This is a genomic window from Alistipes finegoldii DSM 17242 (genome assembly GCF_000265365.1).
GTDB lineage: Bacteria > Bacteroidota > Bacteroidia > Bacteroidales > Rikenellaceae > Alistipes > Alistipes finegoldii.
The window spans coordinates 216544-241016 of record NC_018011.1 but is presented as its reverse complement, the minus strand read 5'-3'; the positions used below and the strand labels follow the sequence as shown (position 1 = coordinate 241016).

General features: G+C 51.0%; 25 protein-coding genes. 3 read left to right on the top strand and 22 right to left on the bottom strand.

The genetic code is table 11. The annotated features are described in order from the left end of the window. The first annotated feature begins 15 nt into the window (after positions 1 to 15). From ALFI_RS01135 to ALFI_RS01125, 3 genes are all read left to right on the top strand, one after another. The gene (locus ALFI_RS01135; protein ID WP_014774436.1) at positions 16 to 732 is read left to right on the top strand and encodes a hypothetical protein; all 717 of its coding nucleotides are present in this window, start codon (positions 16 to 18) and stop codon (positions 730 to 732) included. A gap of 7 nt (positions 733 to 739) precedes the next feature. Further along, a complete protein-coding gene (locus ALFI_RS01130) occupies positions 740 to 2068 on the top strand; it encodes a hypothetical protein (RefSeq protein ID WP_014774435.1) in 1329 nt (442 codons plus the stop codon). A 191-nt stretch (positions 2069 to 2259) separates the two neighbouring features. Further along, positions 2260 to 4767, top strand: a complete 2508-nt coding sequence (locus ALFI_RS01125) for a DUF4906 domain-containing protein (RefSeq protein ID WP_014774434.1) — start codon at positions 2260 to 2262, stop codon at positions 4765 to 4767. Between the two features lie 283 nt (positions 4768 to 5050). On the opposite strand, the gene ALFI_RS01120 is transcribed toward ALFI_RS01125, so the two are convergent. From ALFI_RS01120 to ALFI_RS01005, 22 genes are all read right to left on the bottom strand, one after another. Next, entirely contained in the window at positions 5051 to 5266 is a 216-nt protein-coding gene (locus tag ALFI_RS01120; protein WP_014774433.1) for a hypothetical protein, read from the bottom strand. Positions 5267 to 5723: 457 nt separating this feature from the next. Next, positions 5724 to 6269, bottom strand: a complete 546-nt coding sequence (locus tag ALFI_RS01110; RefSeq protein WP_014774432.1) for a hypothetical protein — start codon at positions 6267 to 6269, stop codon at positions 5724 to 5726. A 44-nt stretch (positions 6270 to 6313) separates the two neighbouring features. Continuing rightward, complete coding sequence (locus ALFI_RS01105) at positions 6314 to 6892, bottom strand: ORF6N domain-containing protein (RefSeq protein WP_014774431.1); 579 nt, start codon at positions 6890 to 6892, stop codon at positions 6314 to 6316. Between the two features lie 3 nt (positions 6893 to 6895). Continuing rightward, positions 6896 to 7450, bottom strand: coding sequence for an ORF6N domain-containing protein (locus ALFI_RS01100; protein ID WP_014774430.1), 555 nt, complete (start codon positions 7448 to 7450; stop codon positions 6896 to 6898). Between the two features lie 11 nt (positions 7451 to 7461). Beyond that, positions 7462 to 7824 (bottom strand): hypothetical protein, encoded by a 363-nt coding sequence (locus ALFI_RS17305; protein ID WP_244264991.1) that lies wholly within the window; start codon positions 7822 to 7824, stop codon positions 7462 to 7464. Positions 7825 to 7862: 38 nt separating this feature from the next. Further along, the gene (locus tag ALFI_RS01090) at positions 7863 to 8192 is read right to left on the bottom strand and encodes a hypothetical protein (protein ID WP_014774428.1); all 330 of its coding nucleotides are present in this window, start codon (positions 8190 to 8192) and stop codon (positions 7863 to 7865) included. Continuing rightward, complete coding sequence (locus ALFI_RS01085) at positions 8182 to 8388, bottom strand: hypothetical protein (RefSeq protein WP_014774427.1); 207 nt, start codon at positions 8386 to 8388, stop codon at positions 8182 to 8184. The genes ALFI_RS01090 and ALFI_RS01085 overlap by 11 nt, the downstream gene beginning before the upstream one ends. A gap of 130 nt (positions 8389 to 8518) precedes the next feature. Continuing rightward, a complete protein-coding gene (locus ALFI_RS01080) occupies positions 8519 to 9052 on the bottom strand; it encodes a hypothetical protein (protein WP_042493074.1) in 534 nt (177 codons plus the stop codon). Between the two features lie 138 nt (positions 9053 to 9190). After that, positions 9191 to 10039, bottom strand: a complete 849-nt coding sequence (locus tag ALFI_RS01075) for a DUF4138 domain-containing protein (protein WP_014774425.1) — start codon at positions 10037 to 10039, stop codon at positions 9191 to 9193. Continuing rightward, positions 10036 to 11043 carry a conjugative transposon protein TraM gene (gene traM / locus ALFI_RS01070; RefSeq protein ID WP_014774424.1) on the bottom strand — a complete coding sequence of 336 codons (1008 nt, stop codon included), beginning with the start codon at positions 11041 to 11043 and terminating at the stop codon, positions 10036 to 10038. Before traM ends, ALFI_RS01075 begins: the two co-directional genes overlap by 4 nt. Beyond that, positions 11036 to 11578, bottom strand: coding sequence for a hypothetical protein (locus ALFI_RS01065; RefSeq protein ID WP_244264990.1), 543 nt, complete (start codon positions 11576 to 11578; stop codon positions 11036 to 11038). The genes traM and ALFI_RS01065 overlap by 8 nt, the downstream gene beginning before the upstream one ends. Before the next feature lie 74 nt (positions 11579 to 11652). After that, the gene (locus ALFI_RS01060; RefSeq protein ID WP_014774422.1) at positions 11653 to 12411 is read right to left on the bottom strand and encodes a hypothetical protein; all 759 of its coding nucleotides are present in this window, start codon (positions 12409 to 12411) and stop codon (positions 11653 to 11655) included. A 1-nt stretch (position 12412) separates the two neighbouring features. Continuing rightward, a complete protein-coding gene (locus ALFI_RS01055) occupies positions 12413 to 12970 on the bottom strand; it encodes a hypothetical protein (RefSeq protein WP_014774421.1) in 558 nt (185 codons plus the stop codon). Positions 12971 to 12983: 13 nt separating this feature from the next. Then, complete coding sequence (locus ALFI_RS01050) at positions 12984 to 15491, bottom strand: TraG/VirB4 family ATPase (RefSeq protein ID WP_155835619.1); 2508 nt, start codon at positions 15489 to 15491, stop codon at positions 12984 to 12986. A gap of 244 nt (positions 15492 to 15735) precedes the next feature. Continuing rightward, positions 15736 to 16020 carry a hypothetical protein gene (locus tag ALFI_RS01040; RefSeq protein WP_014774418.1) on the bottom strand — a complete coding sequence of 95 codons (285 nt, stop codon included), beginning with the start codon at positions 16018 to 16020 and terminating at the stop codon, positions 15736 to 15738. An 8-nt stretch (positions 16021 to 16028) separates the two neighbouring features. Then, positions 16029 to 17657 carry a type IV secretory system conjugative DNA transfer family protein gene (locus ALFI_RS01035; protein ID WP_014774417.1) on the bottom strand — a complete coding sequence of 543 codons (1629 nt, stop codon included), beginning with the start codon at positions 17655 to 17657 and terminating at the stop codon, positions 16029 to 16031. Between the two features lie 2 nt (positions 17658 to 17659). Next, positions 17660 to 18097: a hypothetical protein gene (locus ALFI_RS01030; RefSeq protein WP_014774416.1), complete on the bottom strand. Its 438-nt coding sequence runs from the start codon at positions 18095 to 18097 to the stop codon at positions 17660 to 17662. Then, positions 18094 to 18348, bottom strand: coding sequence for a hypothetical protein (locus tag ALFI_RS01025; protein ID WP_014774415.1), 255 nt, complete (start codon positions 18346 to 18348; stop codon positions 18094 to 18096). The genes ALFI_RS01030 and ALFI_RS01025 overlap by 4 nt, the downstream gene beginning before the upstream one ends. 1 nt (position 18349) lies before the next feature. Next, positions 18350 to 21160 carry a MobB family relaxase gene (gene mobB / locus ALFI_RS01020; protein ID WP_014774414.1) on the bottom strand — a complete coding sequence of 937 codons (2811 nt, stop codon included), beginning with the start codon at positions 21158 to 21160 and terminating at the stop codon, positions 18350 to 18352. Further along, the gene (locus ALFI_RS01015; protein WP_014774413.1) at positions 21139 to 21666 is read right to left on the bottom strand and encodes a hypothetical protein; all 528 of its coding nucleotides are present in this window, start codon (positions 21664 to 21666) and stop codon (positions 21139 to 21141) included. Before ALFI_RS01015 ends, mobB begins: the two co-directional genes overlap by 22 nt. A 1128-nt stretch (positions 21667 to 22794) precedes the next feature. Next, positions 22795 to 23682, bottom strand: a complete 888-nt coding sequence (locus ALFI_RS01010; protein ID WP_117615371.1) for an IS3 family transposase — start codon at positions 23680 to 23682, stop codon at positions 22795 to 22797. Then, complete coding sequence (locus tag ALFI_RS01005) at positions 23613 to 24254, bottom strand: helix-turn-helix domain-containing protein (RefSeq protein WP_244264989.1); 642 nt, start codon at positions 24252 to 24254, stop codon at positions 23613 to 23615. The genes ALFI_RS01010 and ALFI_RS01005 overlap by 70 nt, the downstream gene beginning before the upstream one ends. Positions 24255 to 24473: the final 219 nt, after the last annotated feature.

Sequence of the window (24473 nt, the reverse complement as noted above, 5' to 3'; positions counted from 1 at the left end):
TCAAACGACTACCCTATGAAACTTTTCAGAACGACACTCCTATACCTCTGGGCCATGGCAGCCTTCGGTTGCGGAAAATCCGAATATCGGATCACCGAGCCTCGGCCGACGCTCGAAGTGACGGCCTTGCAGGACGTCTACATCATCAACCAGCCGGCGTATCTCCAGCTCAAGGTCTCGCAGCAGGGGTACGACGGGGAATTTCAGCTCTCGGCCGTACTCAGCGAAGGGGCCTGCGAGCTCTCGATGCAGGGCAGCGACCTCCCGACCGACGGCACATGGGCGTCGATGTCCAACACTACGGAGATCCTGACGCTCACGCCGACGCTGGCCGGGCCGCTGCGCATATCCTTCGAGGTCAAAACCAAAGAGGGCGAGCAGTCCGGCCGCAGCTTCATAAACTTCAACGTTCAGAAGAGTCCCGCACTCGCACTGGAAGTCGAATACCCCGAAACGGCATCCGTCACCGAGCGGATCGAGCTGACGATGCTCCTCACAAAATCCGGATGGACAGGGGCGATCCCCGTAACCTACACGCAACTGGCAGGCAGCGGCACGCTCCAGTACGGAGCCGTGGCCGTCACCCCGGCCGAAGCGTTCTCCGTGCCGGCCAATAGCGAACAGCCGCTCTACTACACTGCCGCCGAGCGGGGCATGCACCGTCTCCAGTTCTCGGCAACGGACGGATATACCACCCAATTCAAGACTCTTGAGATCATCGTAACAAACTGACGACACCATGAGAACGACCTTATTTTACGCATTGGCGCTGTTCGTATCGGCCGGATGCTCCCCGTCGAAATACCGGATCGTCGAGCCGAAGCCGCAATTATCCCTGTCTACCGTCGCAACGGTCTGTGAACTGGGACAGGCCGTAAGCCTCACGCTGACCGTTGCTCAGGAAGGTGTGGGCGGGAACTTCTCCCTCTCGGCGTTTATCCGCCAGGGGCAGGCCGCAATCATGCTCGACGGAAGCGACATGGACACGTCCGGCCAATGGGTGCAGCTCGCGGCCAAGCATGCACGCCTTGTAATTACCCCGGCCCAAGCGGGAGATCTGCTCGTAAGTTTTCAGGCCAAGTCCCCTGATGGCGAAGTCAGCGAACAGCAAGACCTGAAGGTGACGGTAACAGCGCCATCAGAAATCACGGCCGAAGCTGTCTGCGAAGCGAAGATCGTAAACCCCGCGGCCGATGCCCGGATTCCGGTGCTGCTCCACATTCAAGGTGTGCCGGGCGCAGACGGGAAATTCGTCGTAACACCGACCCTCAGTCAGGGCAAAGGCAAAATCTTCCGGAACGGCTATGCCGTGAACGGGCAGGCCTACCCCGTCGATGCGGATGCGACATTCGAGTATGCACCCGAAGAGATCGGCGAGCAGATCCTCGAATTCGAGGTCACAGCAGGCAAGACATCGGCAAAAGCACGCGCATACATGGACGTCGTGAAGAACATAGTCGTGACCAGCAGCGTCGAGGGTTGTTTCACCATCGAGGGAGCCGGAGAGCACAATACTGAAGGTGAAAAGGTAACGCTCGCACTGGTGAACGAGGAGTTGTTCAACTTCGAACCGGCCGGCTGGTATGACAGCACCGGGCAGCTCCTATCCAACGAGGCGACTTATGCACTCCAGCTCTCGCGCGACTGCATCACGCGGCTTGAAGTCAGACTCAAGCCCCGGACAGTGAACATAACCCGGCAGGGAATCGCCCGGATAGAATTTCAGTATCTCGTCATGGAAGGCGGACGTCCCGTACCGAAGGTAGCCTACGATTACCGCACGCAGTATTCGACCGATTACAAGGCTTCCGAGCCGGTGAAGTTCTATTATGAGGAATACCGACTCGATAGGTCGAAGATCCCGCCCGTCGGACAGAGATCGACAGCAATGCCGACGATCACCAAAGGAGCGAGGAACTCGACCTACCTCTGGCGCTGCGACGAAAAATTCTCCGTCTCGATACGCCCCGGCGACAATCCGGGTTTCAAATTCCACTATAACGACAGATACATAGAGTCGGCCAACACGAAATACTATTTACCGCCGGATATTACAATGATGAAATAGAATCGAAACACCGCCATGAATAATCAAACCATCTATTAATAAACCCGTCTATAAAAGTTATGTAGACGACTAATAACTGCCATTTTACCACAACAGGGTATCTCTTTCTTGATTTAGTTGAAAAAGGGTTGAATAAATTTCGTGACAAGAGATACTCTGTTTTTTATTAAATCTCATAAAAATAAAACGTAATGATCTCCATTAAGAAATATCTCAAATTATCGGTTTTAATTGCTTTTGGAGCATTTCTAACGTCTTGTGAGCAGGACACCAATTTATCTTTGGAAATCCAAGAAAGTGTATACCTCCGATTCAATACCACTCCGGACCCGATTTTAACTACAAGAGCTACGGGAAGCGTCGATGATTCGGTAGCAGAAAGCACCACCATTAAAGACCTCAATGTTTTTATCTGGAACAACCTCTTTTCATACCATAAGTACTACACATCCGTTTCTGTGGCCACCATGCAGATTATCGCCGGGAATTATCACATCGTGGCAATCGGAAATGCAGGAAAAGATCTCGGAAATGCAGATGTATCTACGTTGCACACAACGACACTTGCTCAGCTCGATATCGACACCTATAATAATGCCGTTATGACATACATGGGCGAACTAAGCACAACCGCTGGAACAAATATAAATCTGCCGCTGAAAAGAACATACGCTTATGTCGCCTTCAATTTTTCTATTGCAAGTTCCTTCCCCGATTGTAGGCTGCTGTCGTATCGCCTGCACAATGTTCCTTCGACAACGACTCTTGCAACTCCGGCGTCAGGGGAATACACCAATGCGGCGCTATGTACGGGTACGACAGCATATTACTCCTTAAATGGCACAACAGCATCCGATCAAACCTACATCTTCGAAAATTGCCAACCCGATGTACCGTTCATTACTACCGAGAAAGATCGCACAAAGGATAATGCACCGGCTGCCGCAACATACATGGAGCTGAATTGCAGCCATACCGACGGTCGTCTTTTTACGCTACGGCTCTATCTCGGCAACGGCTCGCCGTCGTCATTTACCCTCAAGCGCAATACACGCACGCTCTACAATATTACGATCTATTCGGAAATGGATGCCCGTGTGACATCTACAGAGGCTACGTATTATCCGATAAGCCAGCAGATCATTCCAGCGGGTGGCGGAAATGGCTATTATGATCTGGGGACTGTCAGCTATACGGCAACCGATGCCACCGAATTGGCCGAAGCCTGCTTCCCCACGCTGAATGTCGGAACGCTACTGGAGAGCAAAGGCGGACAACTTCAAGCTTTCAAAAATGGAACTTGGGAAAATATTAGATCATCCGACGCTTTGATGATCCCCACCGGCAATATCTCCGGCACTACTGCAACCATGAAATATAGAGCCTATATCCCGACAGCATACCTGAGTACAGCATCAACGATTCAACAGCACATGGATGCAAAATATATGGTGGCCGAAAATCAGTATCAAACACTTGCCTCCGTAGATGCAACAACACGCTTCGGGTACAAGGCGACAGTACGATGCTCCTCCCCCAAAGCATCCTTTACACTTTCAGCAACTAATCCCCAAGCCGGTTGGATCGACGCGTCAGACCCAGAAAAAAATATCTGCATCGAAACAGCAGCTTCAAACAGGTCAGTAAGATATGTTATTAATAGCACAGAAGCAGTCATCAAAAACTTTGCAGGTGTCTATGATGATGAAACGGGGACTGCTGTCGGACAAGTGACAGCTTCAACAAAAACTTCCATTACCGGTATCTTTCCCGTGAATAAAACAGGTTCCTATACTATCCGATTTGAAACCGCTGCAATTACAACCTCGGAAACGAATCAAAACCAAACCTATATGCTCAACAGGAACACTATTACCGTGCAGGATACCGAATCGCACCCGGTACTCAATATTGCTCTCGAATGCAAGGAAGGCGATGGCATTTTCCTTCGCAACGCAACTTTTGACTCGACTGAAAAGACTTGGAGCGGGTCAGAAGAAACTCACCGCATGGTATATCGACAAACCACAGCAGCAGGAAAAGTTCAACTTCCCATAGTTTTCGTCCCTCTGAAAAGCGGAACTCTCCCTTACACAATCACTGTAAGCGATGATACAGGCAGCATACTCGTAACCAAGACCGTGACCAACACCATCTCGAAAACAGATTGCACATGGAATGCTGACCTGATTATCGATCCGGACTGCTATATAACTTATGAAGGGATTAGACGAGGGTCTTACTATAAAGATATTAACCTTTGCCTACGAATCCGCACAAGTACACCATTGGATTATGTCGGCTCCGGATTCGAGATTACGGCTCCAATAGCTTTCGACTTTATAACTGGACTTAATGGGTATACATGGGGTCACTATCCTCCCAACCCTCTCGAACTTCCATTAATTAACGGGTTGGTAACACCTCTGGAAACGACTCTGACTCTAAAGTTCAAAAACAACGAACAAAAGATCAGGGTCTACCCAATACCGGGCGGCTGGGGAGATCGTTTTACGGGCCATGGTTTTTTCCATAGAGAGTACGTAGTTTATGAAGACGAACAATATGAGGACTATGATTGGACAGTAACTATATCGGACGGAATAGACTTTAGAGGCACAAGCCTTGACATTCTACTACTCGATGATCCACAGATAGATCTCACGATTAAAAAACTTCTTACGAATGGAGCTGTATAAAAAATAAAGCCTATCCAACAACTCCAATCTTAACAAAATCACCCCGTCAGCACATACTACTGATAGGGGTGATTTTCAATTTCGGGGCATCGATAACGGTTTGGAAGTTATCCGAAACACATTTGTTTTGCGTAACCGTAATGTCAAATACCCCTTTATCAGCACAAAAAAGCAGCGACATTGTTTCCCAACAAGATCGCCGCCGCAGAGCAGCACCCAAATTTTATGCGCGGTCCTGACTCTGTTTTTAACTTATCGCCATTCTCCTTATGCCGAGTCTTGGTCAGCTGAATTTTCCCGAAAGCTCCGACCGCAGATAGAGGTAGGCAACCTCCCGCACGTCGGTCTTTTCGATACAGCGCTCGTATATTTCGTTCAGCGTGTCGAGCATCTGCTGTTTGCGCATTTCATCCATGCGCAGCCCGCTCTGCGATTCGATATGTTCGACGATACTCAGAAAATAGCCTTTCGCAAGACCGATGGCCGTAAGAGCGATCATCGGATCGACCTCGACGGTTATCCGATGCGTCGGTCCGGCTTTTTCCGTATGTTCGGGTACCGCAAGCGCTTCTGCCGGAGCCGGAATCGGAGTAAAAGCCGGGGCCTCCGTCGAGGTTCCGACGGCTGTGCATCCAGATGGCTCAGATCCATTTGCTTCTTCGTTTTGTCGTGTTCGAGATAGAACAGATGCCGTTCGCAGGAGTTCCGAATGATCGCCTGCATGCTGCGCAAGCGTCTGAGATCGAGCCGAAGATCGAGTATCCTCCGTCCGGAGGGGGGGCAGAAGTACTGGAGCACCTTTGGCCATTGGGGCATTTTCAGCATTACGAAAATAGCATAACCGTCCGACTGTATCAGTTCTTGATAACGGCGGTTGATATCGACGTGGATCTATCCACGGCAAGGTTGGTTTGCATGGCTCCGACGCCCTAAGCTTATTTTACACAATGAAAAACTTATTCTTCCAAAATCTGCATCGCTACCGTCCAAAGGTCCTGTGCGTCTTTACCGATCGTAAGCCGGAGTTTAGGGGTGCATAAGTAATATACACCCGAATACCCACTATGCTGTGTGATGAACTCCATGCGAATATCGAAAGTGCCCTCCTGACAAGTGAAACTCAGATCATCGAAGTAACGACAATCCGCAGTAGGGTCAATACCATCACCAGGCTGCATAGCAGAAGAATAAATATTTTTACTTGTTGCATCTTTCCCGTACCCCTTACCTATCAGCAACTCTTTTTCTCCGTAATTATGGACACATAATGTCCCGTTAATCGCATCGAAAGTATTATAAAACTTATTCGGGAAAGCCACATTCAAGTAAAAATAGCCGGGATACTGAGGAAACTCAGGTTCAGATTGCCACACTTTCCCAAGATTAGCTGACAGGACCGTTTCATACTCCGGATTATAGGGTTCCTCCGGTTCATTTTTACTACAAGCAATCATACTACCGACCAGCAGTCCAATCGCTATAAGTTTGAGATACTTTTTCATAGTATTAGGAATTAAAGTTTGACGCAGTTGTTATTTTAGTTAATTTATTCCTTTTCTCTGATTTTAAAGCCAATCGGCTGACGTGACTTCTTGGCTTCCGGTAGTTTCACAGACAAGGCCCCGATTGCCTCGAATACTGTATCGAAATCTCTCCGCACATCTTCGCTCAAGTCGTTCATGGCCTCCAAGTTCTCCCGGCAGTCACGTTCAACGAGTAGGAGCCGGCTGCGGAATTCGGCAAGCTCGGCCAAGACCACCGAGGATTGCATAATATAGTTCCGCATGGCCACAAAAGCTCTCATAATCGACAAATATACATTCACCGCTATAGGACTCTTCAGGACACCAGACAATGAGGCAACACCTTCTTGAGTAAATGCTGATGGCAAAACTGAACTGTGTTTTATCGTCGATGGCAACCGGTCACAATTTGTGACCAGTTCACGCCACTCTTTCTCTGTTAATTGAAACATGAAATCCTCTGGGAAACGTTCGATATTACGTTTCACAGCCTGCTTGAGAGCTTTTGTTGGGATCTGGTACATATTCGCCAAATCGAAGTCCAACATCACACGCTGGCCGCGGATCTCGTAGATCTTATTCTGTATGATCTGAATATCCATAATTTACTTTTTGAATCCTATTTTCTGTGCCGGGTTCTGAATCTTCGGCAACTTCACGGACAATGCCCCAATGGCCTCATAAATCGCATCGATGTCTTTTCGCATGTCTTCGCTCAGATCATTCACAGCCTCCAGATTCTCCCGGCAGTCATGCTCCACCAGCTGCAACCGGCTACGCAACTCCAGCAACTCGGCCGAAACTTGGGTAGATTGCACAATGTAATTACGCATGGCAACAAAAGCATCCATAATCGAAATGCTTACCTGTATGGCTGTCGGACTGCGAAGAACCGCCGATAACATCGACACGCCTTGTTCGGTAAAGACATAAGGTAATTTCCGGGTTCCGCCCCAACTTGATATTCCATTTTGGAATCTCAAGAATTCATGTTCGGTGAGCTGGAACATGAAACGTTCTGGGAAGCGCTCAATATTTCGTTTCACGGCTTTATTCAGGTTACCGGTTGTCACCCCGTATAATTCAGCCAAATCTCGGTCTAACATGACTCGCTGGCCACGAATCTCGTAAATTTTATTCTGTATGATTTGAATGTCCATCTTCTGTTTGGTTAGCGATTAGAATAATGTTCAAGATACTCGGGCCGGCCGATACTCATGTAGTGAAGATACAATTCGTGGCAGCGCTTGCGCTGCTCCTCCGGCAGCGCCTTCGAATACTCACGTATTTCTGCAACTGTAACACGCAATGGTAATTCCTCTCCGGTAACCTCCAAATAAGCCTTAATTCCAGCCTCTTTGCGCGTATATTTTCCTTTTGCCATTGTATATTTATTACCGGGCACAACCTCCAATACCAACTCATCCAGCAGCATTGAACAGATCGCTTCTTTTTCCTCATGACGTGGGACCAAGCTCCGCATCAGTGCTTTCAGATATGCCGCAAGGCTCAATCTATCATCGTATTCTGCCATCTGGGCTATTGTGTTGAATAGTGAAGGGAAGAAGCCTTCTATTTTTCAATTTCATTACCATTCACATCACCGTCTCGCAGCCGCCAAGCCACAGCATATCCGACCTTAATATATGGATACACCCAATTACTTACATGATCGCCTACAATCTCGCGGATCGTACCATCTGAAAAAAGGACATCCACAAGGTCGGTCGTCGGAATTGGCTTCGTTGTCGGCTCCCAGCCGGCCAACAACTGATGCCGTTCATCAGACCGGGCACGGTCTATGGCCTGATAGGCCGTAGACACATCGACCATGTTGTCCCCGTTATTCATTCTGACCGCATCGTTGTCGATGAGCTGGTATGCTATATCCTTATTTTCCATCTTTTTCAGCCCATTGTTCTTCTTGAGTCTGCTCCCAGCCGGCAGCCCTTAAATACTCCCTTATACGTACTTCTGGAATGATTTTGCCTGCCAAAAAATTACGTTTATCACGGATTGCCTGTTCTTTCAAATAGCCGCTATTCTTGTACCAGGCTTGCTGCGTAATTAATCTCGAAAATGCTTCATTCAACGTCATACTCAGTTTATCTTTTCGGCAAAGATAATCATTCTTACACAGGGAACAAATTTGTTATCCTCTTTTTCCAACAAAGACCTGAAAAACATACTCAGAAAGCCGAATAGAGCATTTTCGGGCGACTTTCCAATTAGAAATAATATTTCAGTCCAACGCTCCCGGATAACTTCAAACTATCGAAATTGGTTTTCATCAGGTATTGCAAACGAGGGTTGACGGCTACCGCCCAATGCCTGCCGAACACATACTCCACACCGAATTCAGCGAAAAGGCCGTACACGAACTGGTTCTGATAGGGCAGCAGATTACCCTGACGTGACAGCCTATCGCAACTCTCACCCCCAAGAAGAAGCCCTCCGGACGGTAGCAGCACAAACCTGTTCAGCGCTACAGCATATTGATAATGAATCTCACCGAGCCACTGCGCTGCATCGAACGAATCTCCCAGCGTGGCATCATAGCGGGTCTTGTCAAACATCACACCGCCCCCTAATACCGAATGCGGGGAAAGATAGGCCCCGATCCGTGCAGCACCGACGAATCCTCCGAGGTGCGTGATACCGCCATCGATGGCCGCAGTCACCTGTCCCTTATAGCCGATCTGTGCCTGTACGGTCATTGCCGTCATAACGGCCAGCATCGACAACATGATTTTCTTTCTCATTTCTCTTTTGCTTAAAAGTGGGTATGAACTTTTTTATCTCACAATAAAGTGCCCGGAACAAGTGTCCGGCAGCCCTGAGTGCCGTTCGGCCCAATTCTCCTTCTGCTTTCCAGAAAGCCCGGAATCCCTTTCGCCGGCTCATAGTCTACGGGCCTCGATGATAAAGTCTTCAGGGATTCTGAGCGTGATATTACGATCACCTCCCTGCTCAAGCACCTCGGCCAGCAGAATTTTCTCCTTACCGATAGTGAACTTCTCAAAGCGGTAGATCACCTCACAAGAGGACTTTGCATCTACGCGATGAATCTTCGTATCGACCCCGACGGGAAGGATCTGCAAACGCTCCTGCGTCGATGTCTTCTTCGTCTTACGGGCCGTGACGGAGAATGCGATATAATCGACGTCGAAAGGAACGTTACTACTGTTCTCAAGACGGAATTTGAAGTAGACGTGCGCTTCGTCCACGTAGACGCCTTTGAGCAATATCGTGAGTTTCTGGAGCCGGGCCACATTGTTGGCCACGATGTAATCGGGTTGTTTCCGGACTTTGGCGAACAGCAGCTCCGGAGTCAACCTTTCGACCGGGGTCTCATCTACGACCGCCGACTGTTCCGCTCTGAAGGGCCGGGGCTCTGTCTGCGGATCTTCGGAGAGTTGCTCTTCCTGATAAATGGCCATCGACGGAGATACGATATAGTTGACCTCCGAAGCCGCGTTATTATATACCACATCGAAAGCGTAATAGCGTCCGTCGGCGGTCTGCACGTTCAGGTTCGTTTCGGGCATCGTATCCACCGGCTGAATATACATCACACGACCGTCGCTCTGCGAGATCGCATCATCGGAGGTGTACCCGGTTCGAAACTTCACAACATCGGCCGGGAAGATGATCTGCGTCACCTTGTCCCGCCGCCACTCGATCCGTTGTTGCGCCGCCGCCGGAAACGCCAGGCTCAAAGCGGCCATCACGAATAAATATCTTTTCATCTTTCGTCAATTTTAAGAATTACGATCTGATTGTCTATCAGTCTTATCTCTACGGTCTTGGCGCTGCGCACTTGGTTACCGACTCCGGAGATCATCGATCCGACAACCCGGCCGACCGTTCCTCCGTACTGAGACACGGCCGTGCTGGCCTCCTGAACCGCCGTCATGGATGTCTGCGAGTTGGCAATCTTCCCTACTTCGTCGTAGTTGAGCGGTATTCCCTGAATCCCGTCCGACCCATAGACGGCCAATGGCAGGGAGAACACCTCGCGGCCCATGCGCACCGAGTTGATCTTCACGGAAAGTCTGTTTTCCGAGATCGCCGCGACTCCGGACAGCAGCGTATTGGCCGGGACTACCAAGCTGCCGTAGCGAATCGGTTCTTTGGTCCGGAACAATGCCGTCTGCCCGGACTTTACGAGCTGCGTACCGTGAATCACGGCCCGGAACATGGAGGCTCCCGGAGAATTGCCTTGTCCCGGTTGTGAGGACTGGCCAACTCCCCAATCGCGCATCATGGCCTGCCTACGACGGGTGACCTCATCCACCACCTGCTCATTCGTCGCCGGCCCATCCGGAGCACTCGACGCGGCCTGCCGGGACCGGCCAACAGGCGTTTCACCCTCATAGATCTGATCCATGTTCTGCGCAATCTCCTCATAGGCGGCATCGAACTGCTCCTCCGAGGCTTTTCGATCAACCCGGAGCGTCGTGACCGGTGCGGACTGCGCATTCTCCGATTTGGAGGCCGACGGCTCAGGGTGTTCGGCCACAGGTTCAAATCCGCTCGGAGGACGGTTGTAGAAACTCTCCTTTTCATTGGCATATGCCTCATAAGCCGCCTTCTTGGACGTGTAAGTCTTATCATCGATTGCGGCCTCGATTGATGTCACGCTGTTCTGCGAACCGTCGCTGTTCCGGTCCTGCTGTTTCAGGTAGCCGGCGGCGAGCAGCAGCACCATGACCGCACCTGCAATCAGCAGGATTTTCATGCGTTTATTCATGGACTTCAAAAATTTTATTCTCCAGATAGGGTTCGATCAAAAGACCGTGGGGATTATGCGGCCAGCTGCGTTCGATAACGTGGATCGACCCGCTGGCCAGGACTCTCCACAGCCGCGAGTAGGCATCCATCCGCTCCTGAATATCCACAACCAACTCAAAGGTGAAACTCCCATCTACTGCGGAGTGGATCATCAAATCTTTGATCGTCGCCTCCTGAACCACATTTCTCTGGATGAAACGGTTGAAAAAACCCGACTTCCGGCGTGTCAGGAAAGCATCCCGGAGGCTGTTGCCTCCGAGCCACCCGGCGGCCTCCGCCTTACGTTCCCAATCGTATTGTGTCAGACTGTACCAGTCCTCGACAAACATGGACAGATGGTGGCGGATTTCGATCTCGATATTGTCCCGCCGCTGGGCGTAGCGGGCCGGAATGACTTCGCCGTCGGTCGCTACATAATAGGCGTACTTCATACGCTCCTCTCGTTCCTCACGCCGTTCGAGGTAGTTCAGGACAAAACATACCAGAACCAGCATAAGGCAAAGAATCGTGATAAGGTTATTACGTACCAGATTACGGCGCATGGATTGTATCTTTTCAGGAATCATGGCTATACTCGAAATATTCTGTAACATAGATCCAATACGGCCTGAAATATCTTGAACCGCGCCAGAGCAACCATGATAAAACCGAGAATCGGGGAATTCGTCAGGTTGATGTAGACAGCGAAACAATCTTCACAAAAGTTGTTGGCCAGAACAAGGGCGGGGCCGGCGAACAGCAACGCGAAATAGATCATAAACCAATGCTTCCACAAAGCCCTGAAAGGCTCGAAAGCCCCCAGAACAAGGATCAGAGGCGCTACAAAGTAGGCGATCTTCAGCGATGCCGCGCGAATGAACATATAGGTCGGAAAGCACAGTACGTTGACAATATCGGCCAACGGCTTGAGAATATAGTCGGCAATCATAAAGGAGCCGACATTGGCGCTTCCACCATTCATAAACGACGTGAACATGCCAGTTATCGACGAAAAAAAGCCTCCGCCGGACTCTTCCTCTACGGCCTCTTCGCCAAGAAGCGTCGTTTGCATAAGATCCGCAATCATGCTTTGCGGATTGGCCGTTATCTGTGCCGTAGAGTTCACCAGCAGTTCGGCGAATTGGATAAATTCCGGGAACAGGAACACCACGAGGCCGGCCAGCAGCACACCCTGAATATCCTCCCAGATGGCCTTATGCGGATCGTTCTTCTTCTGAAGGACGATAAGCAAGGCTTGCACCAAGAGAAAAAAGCCCGCGATACGACTCACTACCGGAGGGATCGTCGCTTGGGAAATGACCAGTTGGTCCAAAAAATCCAGATTCATATCACTTGAAATATGCGTTCAATAACTGGTTGTTGAACTTCACGGCATCCGCCTGAAGATTGATATAGTTTACACGGGCCAAGAGCTTATCGATGTTGTCGAGGACCTGTCGGGTTTCGTTCAGGCGTTCCGCGTCACTCAGACGGAGGAAATTGCTCGTAAAGATCTTCGCGCCATAGGCTGTGACGTTGACGCACTCGCGCGTCGTCTGGCTGCACAACGACAACAGGTTGGTCGTATAGCGCCGATCTACCTTCATGGCCGAGATCTTGTCATATACCTGCCGAATCCTTTTGACGCAGGCCGCCGAGCGGGTGGCAATCTCCTGCACCTCGCGGATCGTAGCCAGCTTGCTGTTGACCTTCTCAACGGCATCGACGGTTTTATCGATGCCCTGCTTCACGCCCATCATCGTCTGGTAGGTCTGAACCGCCTGCTGCATCTGCTCGACGTGGTTCAGGGCCTCCTGAACTTCAAGGGACGGAGCCGTCACAACCATTTGGGCCTGCACCTGAGCAATTCCGCAAATAACTGCAAAAATTAAGAATAATCGTTTCATAAGTATAGAAGTATTAATTTGCACTGTGAATCCGTTCGTATTGCTCGATGGCTCGTTCCATCGACTTGGTTTGGGCATACAGCCGACCGAGCTCGTCACAGACTTCACCCTCGGTCTGGAATGCCAGATAGGTCCGAGGGCTTATGCAAAGACTCATCAGGGTCGATTTTTTACTCCGGTAAATGTAGAAAGAGGAATACATGGGCGGCGTATTGAAGTTGTTCCTCAATGACAGAACGCATTGCCGGTCATGCTCGGTGAAGCCCGTCGAGTATTTCTCAAAGCCCGTGGGATCTGCTCCGGCCAGAAAGATTACCGTCTCGATGTTCTTCATCAAGGCGCCGGCAGCTCCTCCGTCTTTCTTATACCTGTCCTCGGCGTTCAACGCCAGCTGGTCGAGGTTCTGCAAAACGATACACGCCGAACCGCCTTTCTTACGGATCGCCTGCATCTGGTACAGCACGGCACCGAAGATCACCGGCTTCTGCATCAACTCGGCAAACTCCTCGTAAATAATGAAGCCTCGCTTACCCATCTGCTCCCAGACAAGCGTCCGGATGGTGATGCCGATCAGGTGTACGACGATACTCAACAACTGGGGTTTCGAGCGGATATTCTCCAATTCGAAGATCAGCAGCCGTTTCCCCTTCAAACGTGTCGTAGGGTCTTCGCTGCGTGCAAAAACATTCCCATAGCTGCCGCCCTCGCACCACTCGCTGCCGTTGTGAACAAACTGGCTCACGTCGAAATAAGCACTGCGTATCTCGTTCTTTTCGAGAATCTGGTGGTAGTTATCGCGCAGCCATACGTAGAATCCCGGCCAAGAGGGGGCCGCGACAATATGCAGGTACGACATGACGATCTTGCGCAGCGACACCTCTTCCTCGGCCGTGGGAATACCTCCCGGCTTAATGATAAGCCACAGCGTCTCACAAATGTCGTCCACACTCTCACCATTATCGACGTCGGCAACGGCAAACGGATCGAGCCCCAGGGGATCGCTGCTGTTATAACGGAAGATGAAAACCTCCTCAGAATCATACAGCCGGGCGGCCTTGTCATACGAGCCGCCGCAGTCGATGATGATGTTCACATATTCCGCCTCGGGGTCATTGTGGTAGTCTCCGACAATCTTCTCCAGATCGACTGTCTTGCCGCCACCTGTACGGCCTATCACCGCAATATTGCGGGAATCGACATATTTCCGATGTGGATCGTAGAGATCGTAGCGCAACGGCAGATGGTTGATAGGATCACTGAAAAAAACGCCTTCCGCATCCGACCTGTAACTTCCCGTATGCTGAAACAGAGCCAACGCCTGCCGAAGATCAACCAAGTAGAACGAATCCCGGTCCATGCAGGTTACCGTTGCAGGATGTGAGCAGAAGACGATATTGCGAAGCTCCGCACCCATCGGCACCGAAGGCTCGAAATCACGGACCTGCCTCAAATAATTCGTTATTCGCGTCCGGTACTCTTTTACCTCTTCAGCACTCTCACCCCAGAAGATGATATTCGTATGCCCCCGGACCAACATGGCGTCCAAATCGTCGCTGATTTCTTCGCGCGTGCGGTCCAGACGCCGCACCTGGTCATCATTCTCTTCCGAGAATCCCCGGTTCTTGCGGAAAGTATCCAACGTCTGTTTGACGAGCGCATACTCCTGCTCATGCCCCGATATCCGTATAATCTGATTATACAGATGCGGAACAGGCAACAGGATGCCCAGCTCTTCCATGATCCCCATCGGGAGTTGCGAACTCTGACCCGGCGCTGGTGTAGTCAGAACCTCCGGGAACTGACGCTCGTGTTCGAGGCTCACGGCGCCGACATAACGGTCGCCGACACGGAAATCGCACCCCGCAGCATCCACATCCGTCAGGTAGTCGGTCTGAAATCCATTGAAGAAATAACGGGTATATTCACGAACCTCCTCCTCCCCGAACGGCTCAATGCCGATAATCCCAGAGCCTTGAAACTGAAGGTACATCGAATCAACTGCACGGGTAAAGCGCCCGTACTCTTGATCCTCGGAACAGAACGCGGCGTGAGTCAGCGGTACAAAGGGATTCTGAGACCGCGGATCGCGCGTCGCACGGAAGCCCGTAAACACGACGAACAGGCAGGACATGTCGCACGTCTGCATACGTCCCGCGGCAAATGCCTTCTCCTCACGCTGTATGTACGAGTTTTCCGGCATCGCCGAGGCGTCGAACAACTGCCGGTCGTACCGATCACTACGCAAGATGATCGTCCCCTGCGGAAGATCCTTTAGGGCGACACGCCATATCTCATTCAAGCGGTCGTATTGATCCTCGGACAACGATCGAACCTCTGGAAGCTGCAACCGATAACAGAAGGCGACATCGCCCTGAATGGTCAACAGCCGATTATTGGAAACGTCCTCCAGAAGCTCCGAAGCATTGAAGCTACGGGACTTCGGGCGGGGATACGACTGGAACAACAGCCAGACGACAAGTCCGACGATCGATACCAGCAGAATCAAGATAGCATGAAACATCATCAGCGGTTTTTAAGATGAAGGGGATATTGTTTTCCGTAATGCAGGTTACGTTTCAGACGCTCCATATTGCGGAAAAGCCAATAGACCCCGCATGCCCACGGAATCCATACGATGATAAACACCGGAAGAAACACCACGATAAGCACAGGGGCACATGTCAGGCCCAGACAGATAAGGAAGTTCTCGGCAGGAAGCCCCAACACCATCGCCTTGTCCCGGATACGGCGATTGACATACAACTTCATCGCAGCAAAACATTCATCGCACCGTACACCATACCATAGCCGACGGCAATAATCACCAGAGCCCAGCCGGCATTGGAAAGGATCTCAGCACGATCTTTCCAGTTCTGAACAAGGTTCCAGATCGTCCAGCCGAATAAGGCCACAAAGCATAGCAGACCCAACAGATTGGGAACCAACGTGCGAAGCGATGCCGTAACAGGCGACAGGTCCCAGCTGATCGTCTGGGCGAAAAGAGGTGCGGCAAGCAAGGTTGCGGCAGCCGTAAAAAGTCGTTTTTTCATAGTTGAAATCATATATTGGAAAATCTGTTCATAAATTCTGCAGCATCACACCGGATCTGCTCGGCAACGAGCCGCATTTGCACCGGGTCCAAATCCCGGACTTGCGGAGGTAGGAGTTTGGAACCCGGATAGTACTTGAACCGGAAACGCTCGACCCGGCCGTGGAAGTAGATGAATTCACCTTGTTTGAGCGAATAGAACTCCGAGCGTTCGTACAGGGGACGTTTCACCTTACGCCGTGTGGTACTCGAACCGTTCGAAGAGGTGCTGTAACTGCGCTCGATGCGATCAACCTGCGGCATCATGCCTTCGTAATACTTGGCAGTATGTTCGAGGCTCGTGCGCCCAAGGAACTGATGCGCCAAGTTCGAAAGAACAGTACGCTGGTTATACTCCTTGCCGCCCTGAGTCCGCTGTATCTGGCTAAGATCCTGCGTCGTATAGACAATACAGATTCCCAAGCTACGCAGCGTAGCCATATAGTTCTGCACACGCAGCAGCGGGAGCTCCGGAGCCTCATCCAGCAAGGCTACGGCGGGAACTCCGCCCCGTTCGCTCATCATCGTAAGCGTGGCATCGGCGATCATCGCAAGGATCGGAGCATAGGCCGTCGTGTTTCGTGGATCATTCACCAGTCCAAGGCCGATCTTCGATCCCGGAGTATTGATACGCAGATTGATCTCGTTATCACTCAACAAATAGAAACCCGCATCCGTATTGATCGTGTTCAACGCAAGAATAAGCGTCTGGAGGATGTTGCTCGTAGTGTCGGCATTGCCTGTGCCTTGGAAGAACGCGGCAGCCATCGAATAGACCTGCGCATCGGCTTTGAGAAGGCGCTCCAGCTTCCCGAAAGGAAGAACCTTCCGACCTTCCTCCAACCGCAGGTGCTCCGGGTTGTTAAGTATCGACATCACGAACGGGAGGTTGCAGTGCTCAGGAGCATAACGTTTCAGATACCAGATCAGCGCCTCCAAAAGCGACGAGGCCGAATTGTTGAAGAAATCAGAAGTCGAGTCGTCGGACTCCCGGCCCTGCACGGCAACGATAAAGGACTTCACGCGCGAGCGCAGCGATGCCTCGTCGGGAATATACTCCGGGGAGATCGGATTGATACGCACAGAACGTTCGGGATCGAACAGCGCAAAAACATGGTATGGAAGCCCAGCAGCCCGGAAGATCGGATAAAGAACCTCCGAAAGTTCATATTTTTTTAGGTCGTGAACCAAGACTGACATACCGAATTGTGCTGCATGTCGGGCATAGGCCGTATTGCAACTCGCTGTCTTACCGCTGCCCGAACCGCCGTTGATATAGGTTCCCTGATTGATACCTTTCACATAGTGCAGGTGGCCATTGCTATCTTCGATCTCCAAGTTGAACTTGGACCAGCCGTTCAGAAGCCGGCAAATCCGGACATACAGAAACCGCACAAGGGGAATGAGCAGGCATTGCCCCGCCAGCAACGGCAACGCCCATGACCATGTGTAGGTCCGCAGTGAAAGACCCGCCCAAAGGTAGAGTCCTCCCGGAACCAGAAGCCCCGCAAGGCCGGCCATGATTCCGGCAGGGCGTCGCCAGAGATAAAGCAGCGGGATCAACACCGCCGTCAACAGGAACCATCCCAACAGAGTCATAATCATTCGATGTTTTGGTATTTTGAAATCAAATCCTCCGTATATCGGAAGGCCATGCCGACGGGGTTGCACACTTCCTTCTGGAGCAACACGGGCAGAATTCTCCCGGCGATACATAGTCGGCAAGGATCAACCGGTCCTGACGTCGCAGAATACATGGGGCCCGGCGCGACTTCGCGGCAACGGCACTTATCCATTGAGAGAAACATATTGTTTCTGCCCGTCAGAAGCCACAATTCATCGATCTCAGGAAACTTTTCACAAATCATGTCGGCGACATGGATGGAAAGCCCGTTATTCCCTCTCTTTATCTGATAGAGGTTCTCACCACGCGGAAGCCCGATATGCCGAGCAAAGGCGTTAACCGACATACATGACCATCGGACTACCATTTCAATCCGCGGCCAAAGGTCGGAATCTCTGTTACTGAACTTTGTCATAACGTAGACTCGTTTCCCCAGAACAAGACTATAATCAGGAACAGGATCGCCACGCCGGCAATAATCAGGGTGGAGCGCGGAATAATCTCTCGCGGAGGTTCCGGCAAACCTTGCTCTCTCGCTTCGGCACGGGCTTCACTGTTCCGTTTATCCAGTTTCGCCTGCTGACGTGCCATAAGCCAGACGCCCAGCAGGATCAATCCGGCAAAAAGTTTCAGGGCCAATTTCATCGTAAAATGAAGTTCATTCATATCAATATCCTTTGGTTAAAATTCCAACGAGTTTGAACGCCGCCTTTATCGCCAACTGCTGCGGAGTGACCGGCTGCACCATCTTCACCTGATCGGCCTTCGCCATAGCCTGCACCGACACATCGCGCTGAGCAACGGCTCCGTAAACCTTATATTCCGGAACCGGACCCACAGCACGACGGCACGAAGAGGATACACGCCGCTGCAAAGCCTCTTTCTTCGTCTTGGATTCCGCAGCCGAGAAATATTTGTTGATGTAGCGGTTAAGATAGTTCTGCTGCCGCTGTATCTTCTCCAAGTCCTCTTGGGGGATTGCCTGGACAAGACGCTGAATAACCTCCCGGCGCTTTTCCTCGATCCGGGCATATACACCCTTCAGGGAGTCCTTGTAGTGACGGGCCTGCTCCGGAGAATAATTCTGATCCACATACACCGAAAAGTCATGCTCGTTACGCAACCGGACTTCCGGCCCGAACAACAGCCGGCTATGCTGCTCGAAGAGACGCTCCGCATGGGGCGATACCTCGCGGGCCAGTTCATTATTCATCTCAAGAATTCGCTCAGCACATTTATTGGGATCGAGAGTCGTCTCCCGGATCAGTTGTTCAAGTTGGGTTTGCTTCTCGATGAGAAGGTGATAACCCGGTAGTTCTTCACGAATAAACGTGTCGATGGTTTTGGCAAAATCCGCCTGATGCTTCACGCGGATCTTGGAGAGTTCCGCGAACAACTCCTTCAACTGCTTCTGGAGCTGCCGGGGCTTCAGTTCCGGGTGCTTCTTTTCGTAGATCTTCACTACTCCCGCCCGAAGGTCCCGCAAAGCCTTGTCCACATTACGGTCCTGAAGCGCCAAGCGCAGCAACGACTCCTCTTTGGCGTGAACGCCCAGCGTTTGCTCCGCCAGCACGCTGCGTAGCTGCTCCATGAGTTGCATCCGCTCGGTCTGGAAATTCTCCAGCTGCACGGTCAACTCCGCCGCACGGTCCGCAGGACAGGCTGCGATCTCAAGGCGCAGCGCATCGAAGGTCGCAGGTTGCTCACAACGGCTTACGGCTTCCGCAACGCAGCGCCGGGCATCTTCCGGAAGCAACCGCTCCCGGACCATGCTCTCGAAATCCTTCATGTCTTTGACATACGCGCCGTCGGCCCCAAAGGTCTCACGGGCAAAGGATGTCAGAATCTCACGCTGGCGCTCAGGCCAAAAACACTGTACATATTCCCCAACCAACTGCCGCTCGGTATCCGTCAGGTAACGGACGGCATTTTCCAGAAGTACCGAATCGCCCTCAAATACCTCTTCCAGATACTCCGTCTGCGCGAACAGGCAGTCAGTATTGCGACGGGTAGCAATACTGTCAAATACATAGTTTTCCCGATGCCAAGCATTCCGGTAAATCTCCGACCACTGATCAAAGACGTCCCGACGGCGATCGACAGCCTGGCGCATGGCCAATCCTTTGCGCAGGACCTTATGCGCAGTCCGGACCGGATGGTATCCCCGTAGACCCGAAACCTCGACAGCCTTGTCTCCGAGGCCGACACCCAGACTTTGGCCCCAGTGCGGAAGCGAAAGGTCTTGATCCATAGTAACACGATTCAATTCCTCCTGCAACTCCTCGACACTCGAATCCATCAGAGCGGTTGCATCCAACACTGGATTCAGCAGACGAAGCTGACGGACCAACTGCCCCTTCAGACGCATCAACTGCCGTGCATCCAGCCGCTCGGCCTGAAGCAAGGATTCGTAGTACTCCCCATAGCCGCCGCTCACCAGCTGCCGGAACTCCGCGGCCTCCGCCCGGCGAGTCGCACGGTCTTGAGCCAACTGCTTTTCAAAGGCGAATCCGGACATATGCCGAAGGCGCTTGGATACCTCATAGCTCTCGGTCTGCAACCGATGGTGTGCGAAGAACCGGTCGAAAAGACGCTCGCATTCGATCTTGTACGCTTCGCGGTCAAAGCCGATGCGAACGGCCTTGCCGTTCAGAACGTGTTTCTTGCTCCCACGACCGTTCGCATTGGGGCTCAGGTTGATCGAATTGGTGATGTCACGACGGCTCACCGTGACGTGAATATGCCAGTTGTCACCGGCTTTCGGCATCATAGCCCGCAGAATCTCGTCACGCCCGCCAAGGCGGACATGGCTTTCCCGAACATATTGCGCTTCGAGATCTGCAATCCGGCGTTGCACGGAATCATCCTTTCCACCGCCGAGTTGCTTTTCCAGACGGGCGATCTCCTTGTCGATCCGGGAATTGTTACGCACATGGGGATCATGGCTCTTCCAGTAACGGTCCTTCTCAACCATCCCGAACCACATCAGGTCCCGGTTGTCGTGGATCTCAGGGTGTCCGAAGTTACGAGCATAGGCATCCATGCACTGTATGGCATAATCCTTCAGATAATTTCGCATCATATCATCCTCCAGCCTCGCAGGGATCGCCTCACCAGCTTCGAGGAGCGTCTGCTTCGTGTCGGCGATCGTACGGCGCAAATGGGCGATTTCGTCCTTCGAGGGAGAGATCGAGAATGTATAATAGCGGGCTTCCTTCTTCTTCAGCCCGCGGACATTCGCATCGATGTTCTTCACGACATCCTCCGTATCGTAGGTATTGCCCGTGCCGTTGAAGAAATACTCTCGGCCTTCGACCCGGACCACATCGTTCTGCTTGTCCAAGTATGCAGACAACTGGCGGGAGGAGGTCTCATCCAACTGTGATTGGATAAGGCTCTCTTTCTCAAGATAACCCGCGTATTCGGCAACGGAACTCTGACCGTAGCGGGTGTTGTCTACATACTGCGTGACGTACATAATTCCTCGTATTCGCGTTTGAGCTGGTTGAAATCAGATTGCGACAAACGGATCTGCATGGCGGCATGACCTTCAAAATCCGTCGTACTGGTGGCAGCGGAAAAGAGACGCTCCAAGAGTCCGAACGAGCGAGGCAAACGATCGTCGGAAGAGGGAGCGGGAACATCGGGAGCATCCATATCCTGAGAAGCGCCGGAGAATGATCCGGAAGCACTGCGGCGATCTTCGCGCACCAAACTTTTGATAAAATCTTCGGTACGTTCAACAGGACCAATAATCTTGGAAAATTTTATATCAACTCCTGTAAGTTTATTGAGAATGGTTTTGTATGCATCATTAACCGAAACTTCATAGTCCAGGTTATTGGCCGCATAATGCAAGATGATAAGCGATACCGCATTCCCCAATGATACACCTTTACGTTCTGCGATTATCTCTAATTTGCCTTTGGCCGCCTTAGAAATGCGAACAGTGCATGAGGTTGGTTTATCAACTTTCGCTTTCATTATTCCTATTATTTTCTTTGTAGCATGAGCAAAGAAAAGGATTATAGAAAGAGGTAGCAAGAACTGATTTTCATGTGATTAATCACAAGAAATTGAATATCGGGGCTACGTTTATTTGGGAGTGAGAAATAATTTTTTCAAGAATTTTTTACACCGCAAGATAAACTTGCCTAATCCTGCCAAAGTTACGCAGCATGTTACATATATAACACTAATAATCTGGCATATACATCATTGAAGTCACGTAAATGTAACCAAAATTGCATGATAAGCCACAAAACAGAATTACATATACAACAGATTATCAATAAATTACACATTCGCTCAATAAAACAGAATCACGCTTCAGCGTGATTCCCGCTTGTTCACAGAAAAATGTTACAGGATCAGCCGGAATTCGGCGGACGTAAAGGCGACCCGAAGAGGGGCAAGGCGTAATGCCCCTCTTCGGGTCAGATTGCGCTTGCGTAATCGCGCCTTCGTCCGTTGAAATCCGGATGTCCGTAAGGCATCGGGCGGGAATAACCGCCCGGAATTTTAGATGCCGGTAACATTTTTTTACCGATCTCCGGCGTAGCCGGGTGGGCGGCAAATAGCCGCCCGCGGACAAAATCGGCCCCCGTCGATTTTGTCCGCCCTTTGCTTCTTTCTTCACGAAAGAAGGAATCCCCCATTCGGGGGAGAAAGGGGGGCTTTGTCAGCCGCCAAAGCGAGGCTCCGGCGGAGCGCATGGCGGCGTACAGACAAATACCTATAATTTGCGCCGAGCTTGTCGAAGGCGCAAATCGCGGCACCGAAAATCTCCGCAAAGCGGAGTTTTCCGGTGCCCGCCCCGCCGAGGCGGGGTGTTGAATAGTGAAGGGAAGAAAGATAAAACCGAAGCTATTCACCGAATCCGGGTTGCGAAACACGCCTCGGCTGCGTCCGCAGACACGCGGCGAAGCCTTGGGCCGGAAGGCCGCGCCGGCTTTGCGCCGAGGACTTGGGCACGTAGCGGGCATTGCCGCTACCTGCCCAAGAAACGGGGTGAGTGACTTTTCTTGGGTTCCGGTTTCTTTGTGTCTTCAAGACAAAGAAAGCGGACGCGGTTTGAAGTGCACCCCAAATATTGGACGGATTAGTATTTGTTTAGATGGCATGAGTTCGGTATTGTACCGGGCTCATGTTGTTTAAGTATTTCTTTATCCGCTTGTTATTGTAGTAGTCGATATATTCTTCCAATTCTTTTCGGAAATGGTCTATGGATGAGAATTTTTGCAAATATAATAATTCGGACTTCAATAATCCAAAGAAACTTTCCATAGCAGCGTTATCCAGACAGTTACCCTTGCGCGACATGCTCTGTGTAATACCTTTCTGTCTTAAACGGAGCTGATACTGCTTCATCTGATACTGCCAGCCCTGGTCGGAATGCAAGACAATACCCGGAGAATCCGGTATTCTGGCAAACGCATCGTCCAGCATCTTCATGATCTGCATAAAGTTAGGGCGTTCAGCTATTTTATAGCTAATAATCTCCCGGTTATATAAGTCCATAATCGGCGATAGATATAACTTTACGCCGCAAACCGAAAATTCCGTAAGGTCAGTAACCCACTTCTGATTCGGTTTTTCGGCTGCAAAGTCGCGTTGCAGAAGATTGGGCGCTATCCGTCCGATCTGTCCTTTGTATGAACAGTATTTACGGAGCCTGACCTGACTTTTTATCCCGCAAATATTCATCAGCTTAAGTACGGTTTTGTGATTTATCGCATATCCGATCTTATTCATTTCAACGGTAATGCGCCGATAACCATAACGCCCCTTATGTTCGTGATATAACCTTATAATACTCTCTTTTTCGCGAGCATATTTATCGGGTTGTTTTGATTTTCTGAAGTGATAATAAAATGTGCTTCGCGCCATCCCTGCGGCTTTGAGCAATACTGAAAGCCGGCACTGCGGCCTTAGTCCTTCGATGGCTTGGGCTCTTTCCCGCTCTCGCGGACAATGCGCTCCTCGACTAAGGCCTGCAATTTTTTTAAGTAAGCATTCTCGGCACGAAGATACTCCAGTTCCTTAAGCAACTCTTCGTGCGGAGTCGTTTTGAGTTTGACTTTTTTAGTCTTCGATTTACTCATGGCCGGCCTCCTTCTTTGCGGTTTACGCCGCAGGCCTTCAGCACCTTGGTTTTGATAGAGCCGCTCCCATTGACGAATAACAAAAGGGCCCGGAATGCCGAAATGCACTGCTGTCTCCAGCAAAGATAGATGATTTTGGTGCATATGCTTCAAAACTGACAACTTAAATTCTGCACTGTAGCTACCGTGGCGCAGCTTAAGGCCGGCAAGGCCATGGCGCTCGAATAATGTTACCCACAAGTGAACTTGCGAGCGGCCACAGCCCAAGTGACATCCGGCTTCCCTAACCGAAAGTCCGCCTTCGAGTACCAGTTTTACGGCCTTTAAACGAATCTCATAATTATATTTCATAAAAAACACCCCAAAAGTGTCCAACTTTTGGGGTGCAGTACACTTTTGCTCCTTTTGGCCCGGTTCCAAAAGGAGACGCATGCGGACAACACAAAAATGCCCCGGCAGCTTGCGCATGCCGGGGCATAATGTCGAGCAAAACCGCTCTAAGCGACCATCGCGCATGCGAGCGTAGCGAGTCGTCGGGCATACCTGACCCGACGCGATGGCCGCGCAGTCTATAACGATCCAACCCGGTCACCTGTCGGCTCAGATATACCGACAAAAACAACATCCCCCATAATAAATTCCGGCCGGGCCATGAGGCTCCGGCCGGGATGTTGATATGTGAAGGGA

Bases quoted from the DNA above. Each gene is read 5' to 3' on its own strand.
- ALFI_RS01050 (WP_155835619.1), bottom strand. From the start codon at position 15,491: ATGTTTCATGCTATCTTGATTCTGCTGGTATCGATCGTCGGACTTGTC.
- ALFI_RS01055 (WP_014774421.1), bottom strand. From the start codon at position 12,970: ATGAAACGATTATTCTTAATTTTTGCAGTTATTTGCGGAATTGCTCAG.
- ALFI_RS01030 (WP_014774416.1), bottom strand. From the start codon at position 18,097: ATGACAAAGTTCAGTAACAGAGATTCCGACCTTTGGCCGCGGATTGAA.
- ALFI_RS01065 (WP_244264990.1), bottom strand. From the start codon at position 11,578: ATGCTGGTTCTGGTATGTTTTGTCCTGAACTACCTCGAACGGCGTGAG.
- ALFI_RS01135 (WP_014774436.1), top strand. From the start codon at position 16: ATGAAACTTTTCAGAACGACACTCCTATACCTCTGGGCCATGGCAGCC.
- ALFI_RS01035 (WP_014774417.1), bottom strand. From the start codon at position 17,657: ATGACTCTGTTGGGATGGTTCCTGTTGACGGCGGTGTTGATCCCGCTG.
- ALFI_RS01075 (WP_014774425.1), bottom strand. From the start codon at position 10,039: ATGAAAAGATATTTATTCGTGATGGCCGCTTTGAGCCTGGCGTTTCCG.
- ALFI_RS01125 (WP_014774434.1), top strand. From the start codon at position 2,260: ATGATCTCCATTAAGAAATATCTCAAATTATCGGTTTTAATTGCTTTT.
- ALFI_RS01130 (WP_014774435.1), top strand. From the start codon at position 740: ATGAGAACGACCTTATTTTACGCATTGGCGCTGTTCGTATCGGCCGGA.
- ALFI_RS01105 (WP_014774431.1), bottom strand. From the start codon at position 6,892: ATGGATATTCAGATCATACAGAATAAGATCTACGAGATCCGCGGCCAG.
- ALFI_RS01025 (WP_014774415.1), bottom strand. From the start codon at position 18,348: ATGAATGAACTTCATTTTACGATGAAATTGGCCCTGAAACTTTTTGCC.
- ALFI_RS01080 (WP_042493074.1), bottom strand. From the start codon at position 9,052: ATGAGAAAGAAAATCATGTTGTCGATGCTGGCCGTTATGACGGCAATG.
- ALFI_RS01090 (WP_014774428.1), bottom strand. From the start codon at position 8,192: ATGGAAAATAAGGATATAGCATACCAGCTCATCGACAACGATGCGGTC.
- ALFI_RS01015 (WP_014774413.1), bottom strand. From the start codon at position 21,666: ATGAAAGCGAAAGTTGATAAACCAACCTCATGCACTGTTCGCATTTCT.
- ALFI_RS01060 (WP_014774422.1), bottom strand. From the start codon at position 12,411: ATGAATCTGGATTTTTTGGACCAACTGGTCATTTCCCAAGCGACGATC.
- ALFI_RS01085 (WP_014774427.1), bottom strand. From the start codon at position 8,388: ATGACGTTGAATGAAGCATTTTCGAGATTAATTACGCAGCAAGCCTGG.
- ALFI_RS01040 (WP_014774418.1), bottom strand. From the start codon at position 16,020: ATGAAAAAACGACTTTTTACGGCTGCCGCAACCTTGCTTGCCGCACCT.
- mobB (WP_014774414.1), bottom strand. From the start codon at position 21,160: ATGTACGTCACGCAGTATGTAGACAACACCCGCTACGGTCAGAGTTCC.
- ALFI_RS01120 (WP_014774433.1), bottom strand. From the start codon at position 5,266: ATGATCGCTCTTACGGCCATCGGTCTTGCGAAAGGCTATTTTCTGAGT.
- ALFI_RS01100 (WP_014774430.1), bottom strand. From the start codon at position 7,450: ATGGACATTCAAATCATACAGAATAAAATTTACGAGATTCGTGGCCAG.
- ALFI_RS17305 (WP_244264991.1), bottom strand. From the start codon at position 7,824: ATGGCAGAATACGATGATAGATTGAGCCTTGCGGCATATCTGAAAGCA.
- ALFI_RS01005 (WP_244264989.1), bottom strand. From the start codon at position 24,254: ATGCGCAAGCTGCCGGGGCATTTTTGTGTTGTCCGCATGCGTCTCCTT.
- ALFI_RS01110 (WP_014774432.1), bottom strand. From the start codon at position 6,269: ATGAAAAAGTATCTCAAACTTATAGCGATTGGACTGCTGGTCGGTAGT.
- traM (WP_014774424.1), bottom strand. From the start codon at position 11,043: ATGAATAAACGCATGAAAATCCTGCTGATTGCAGGTGCGGTCATGGTG.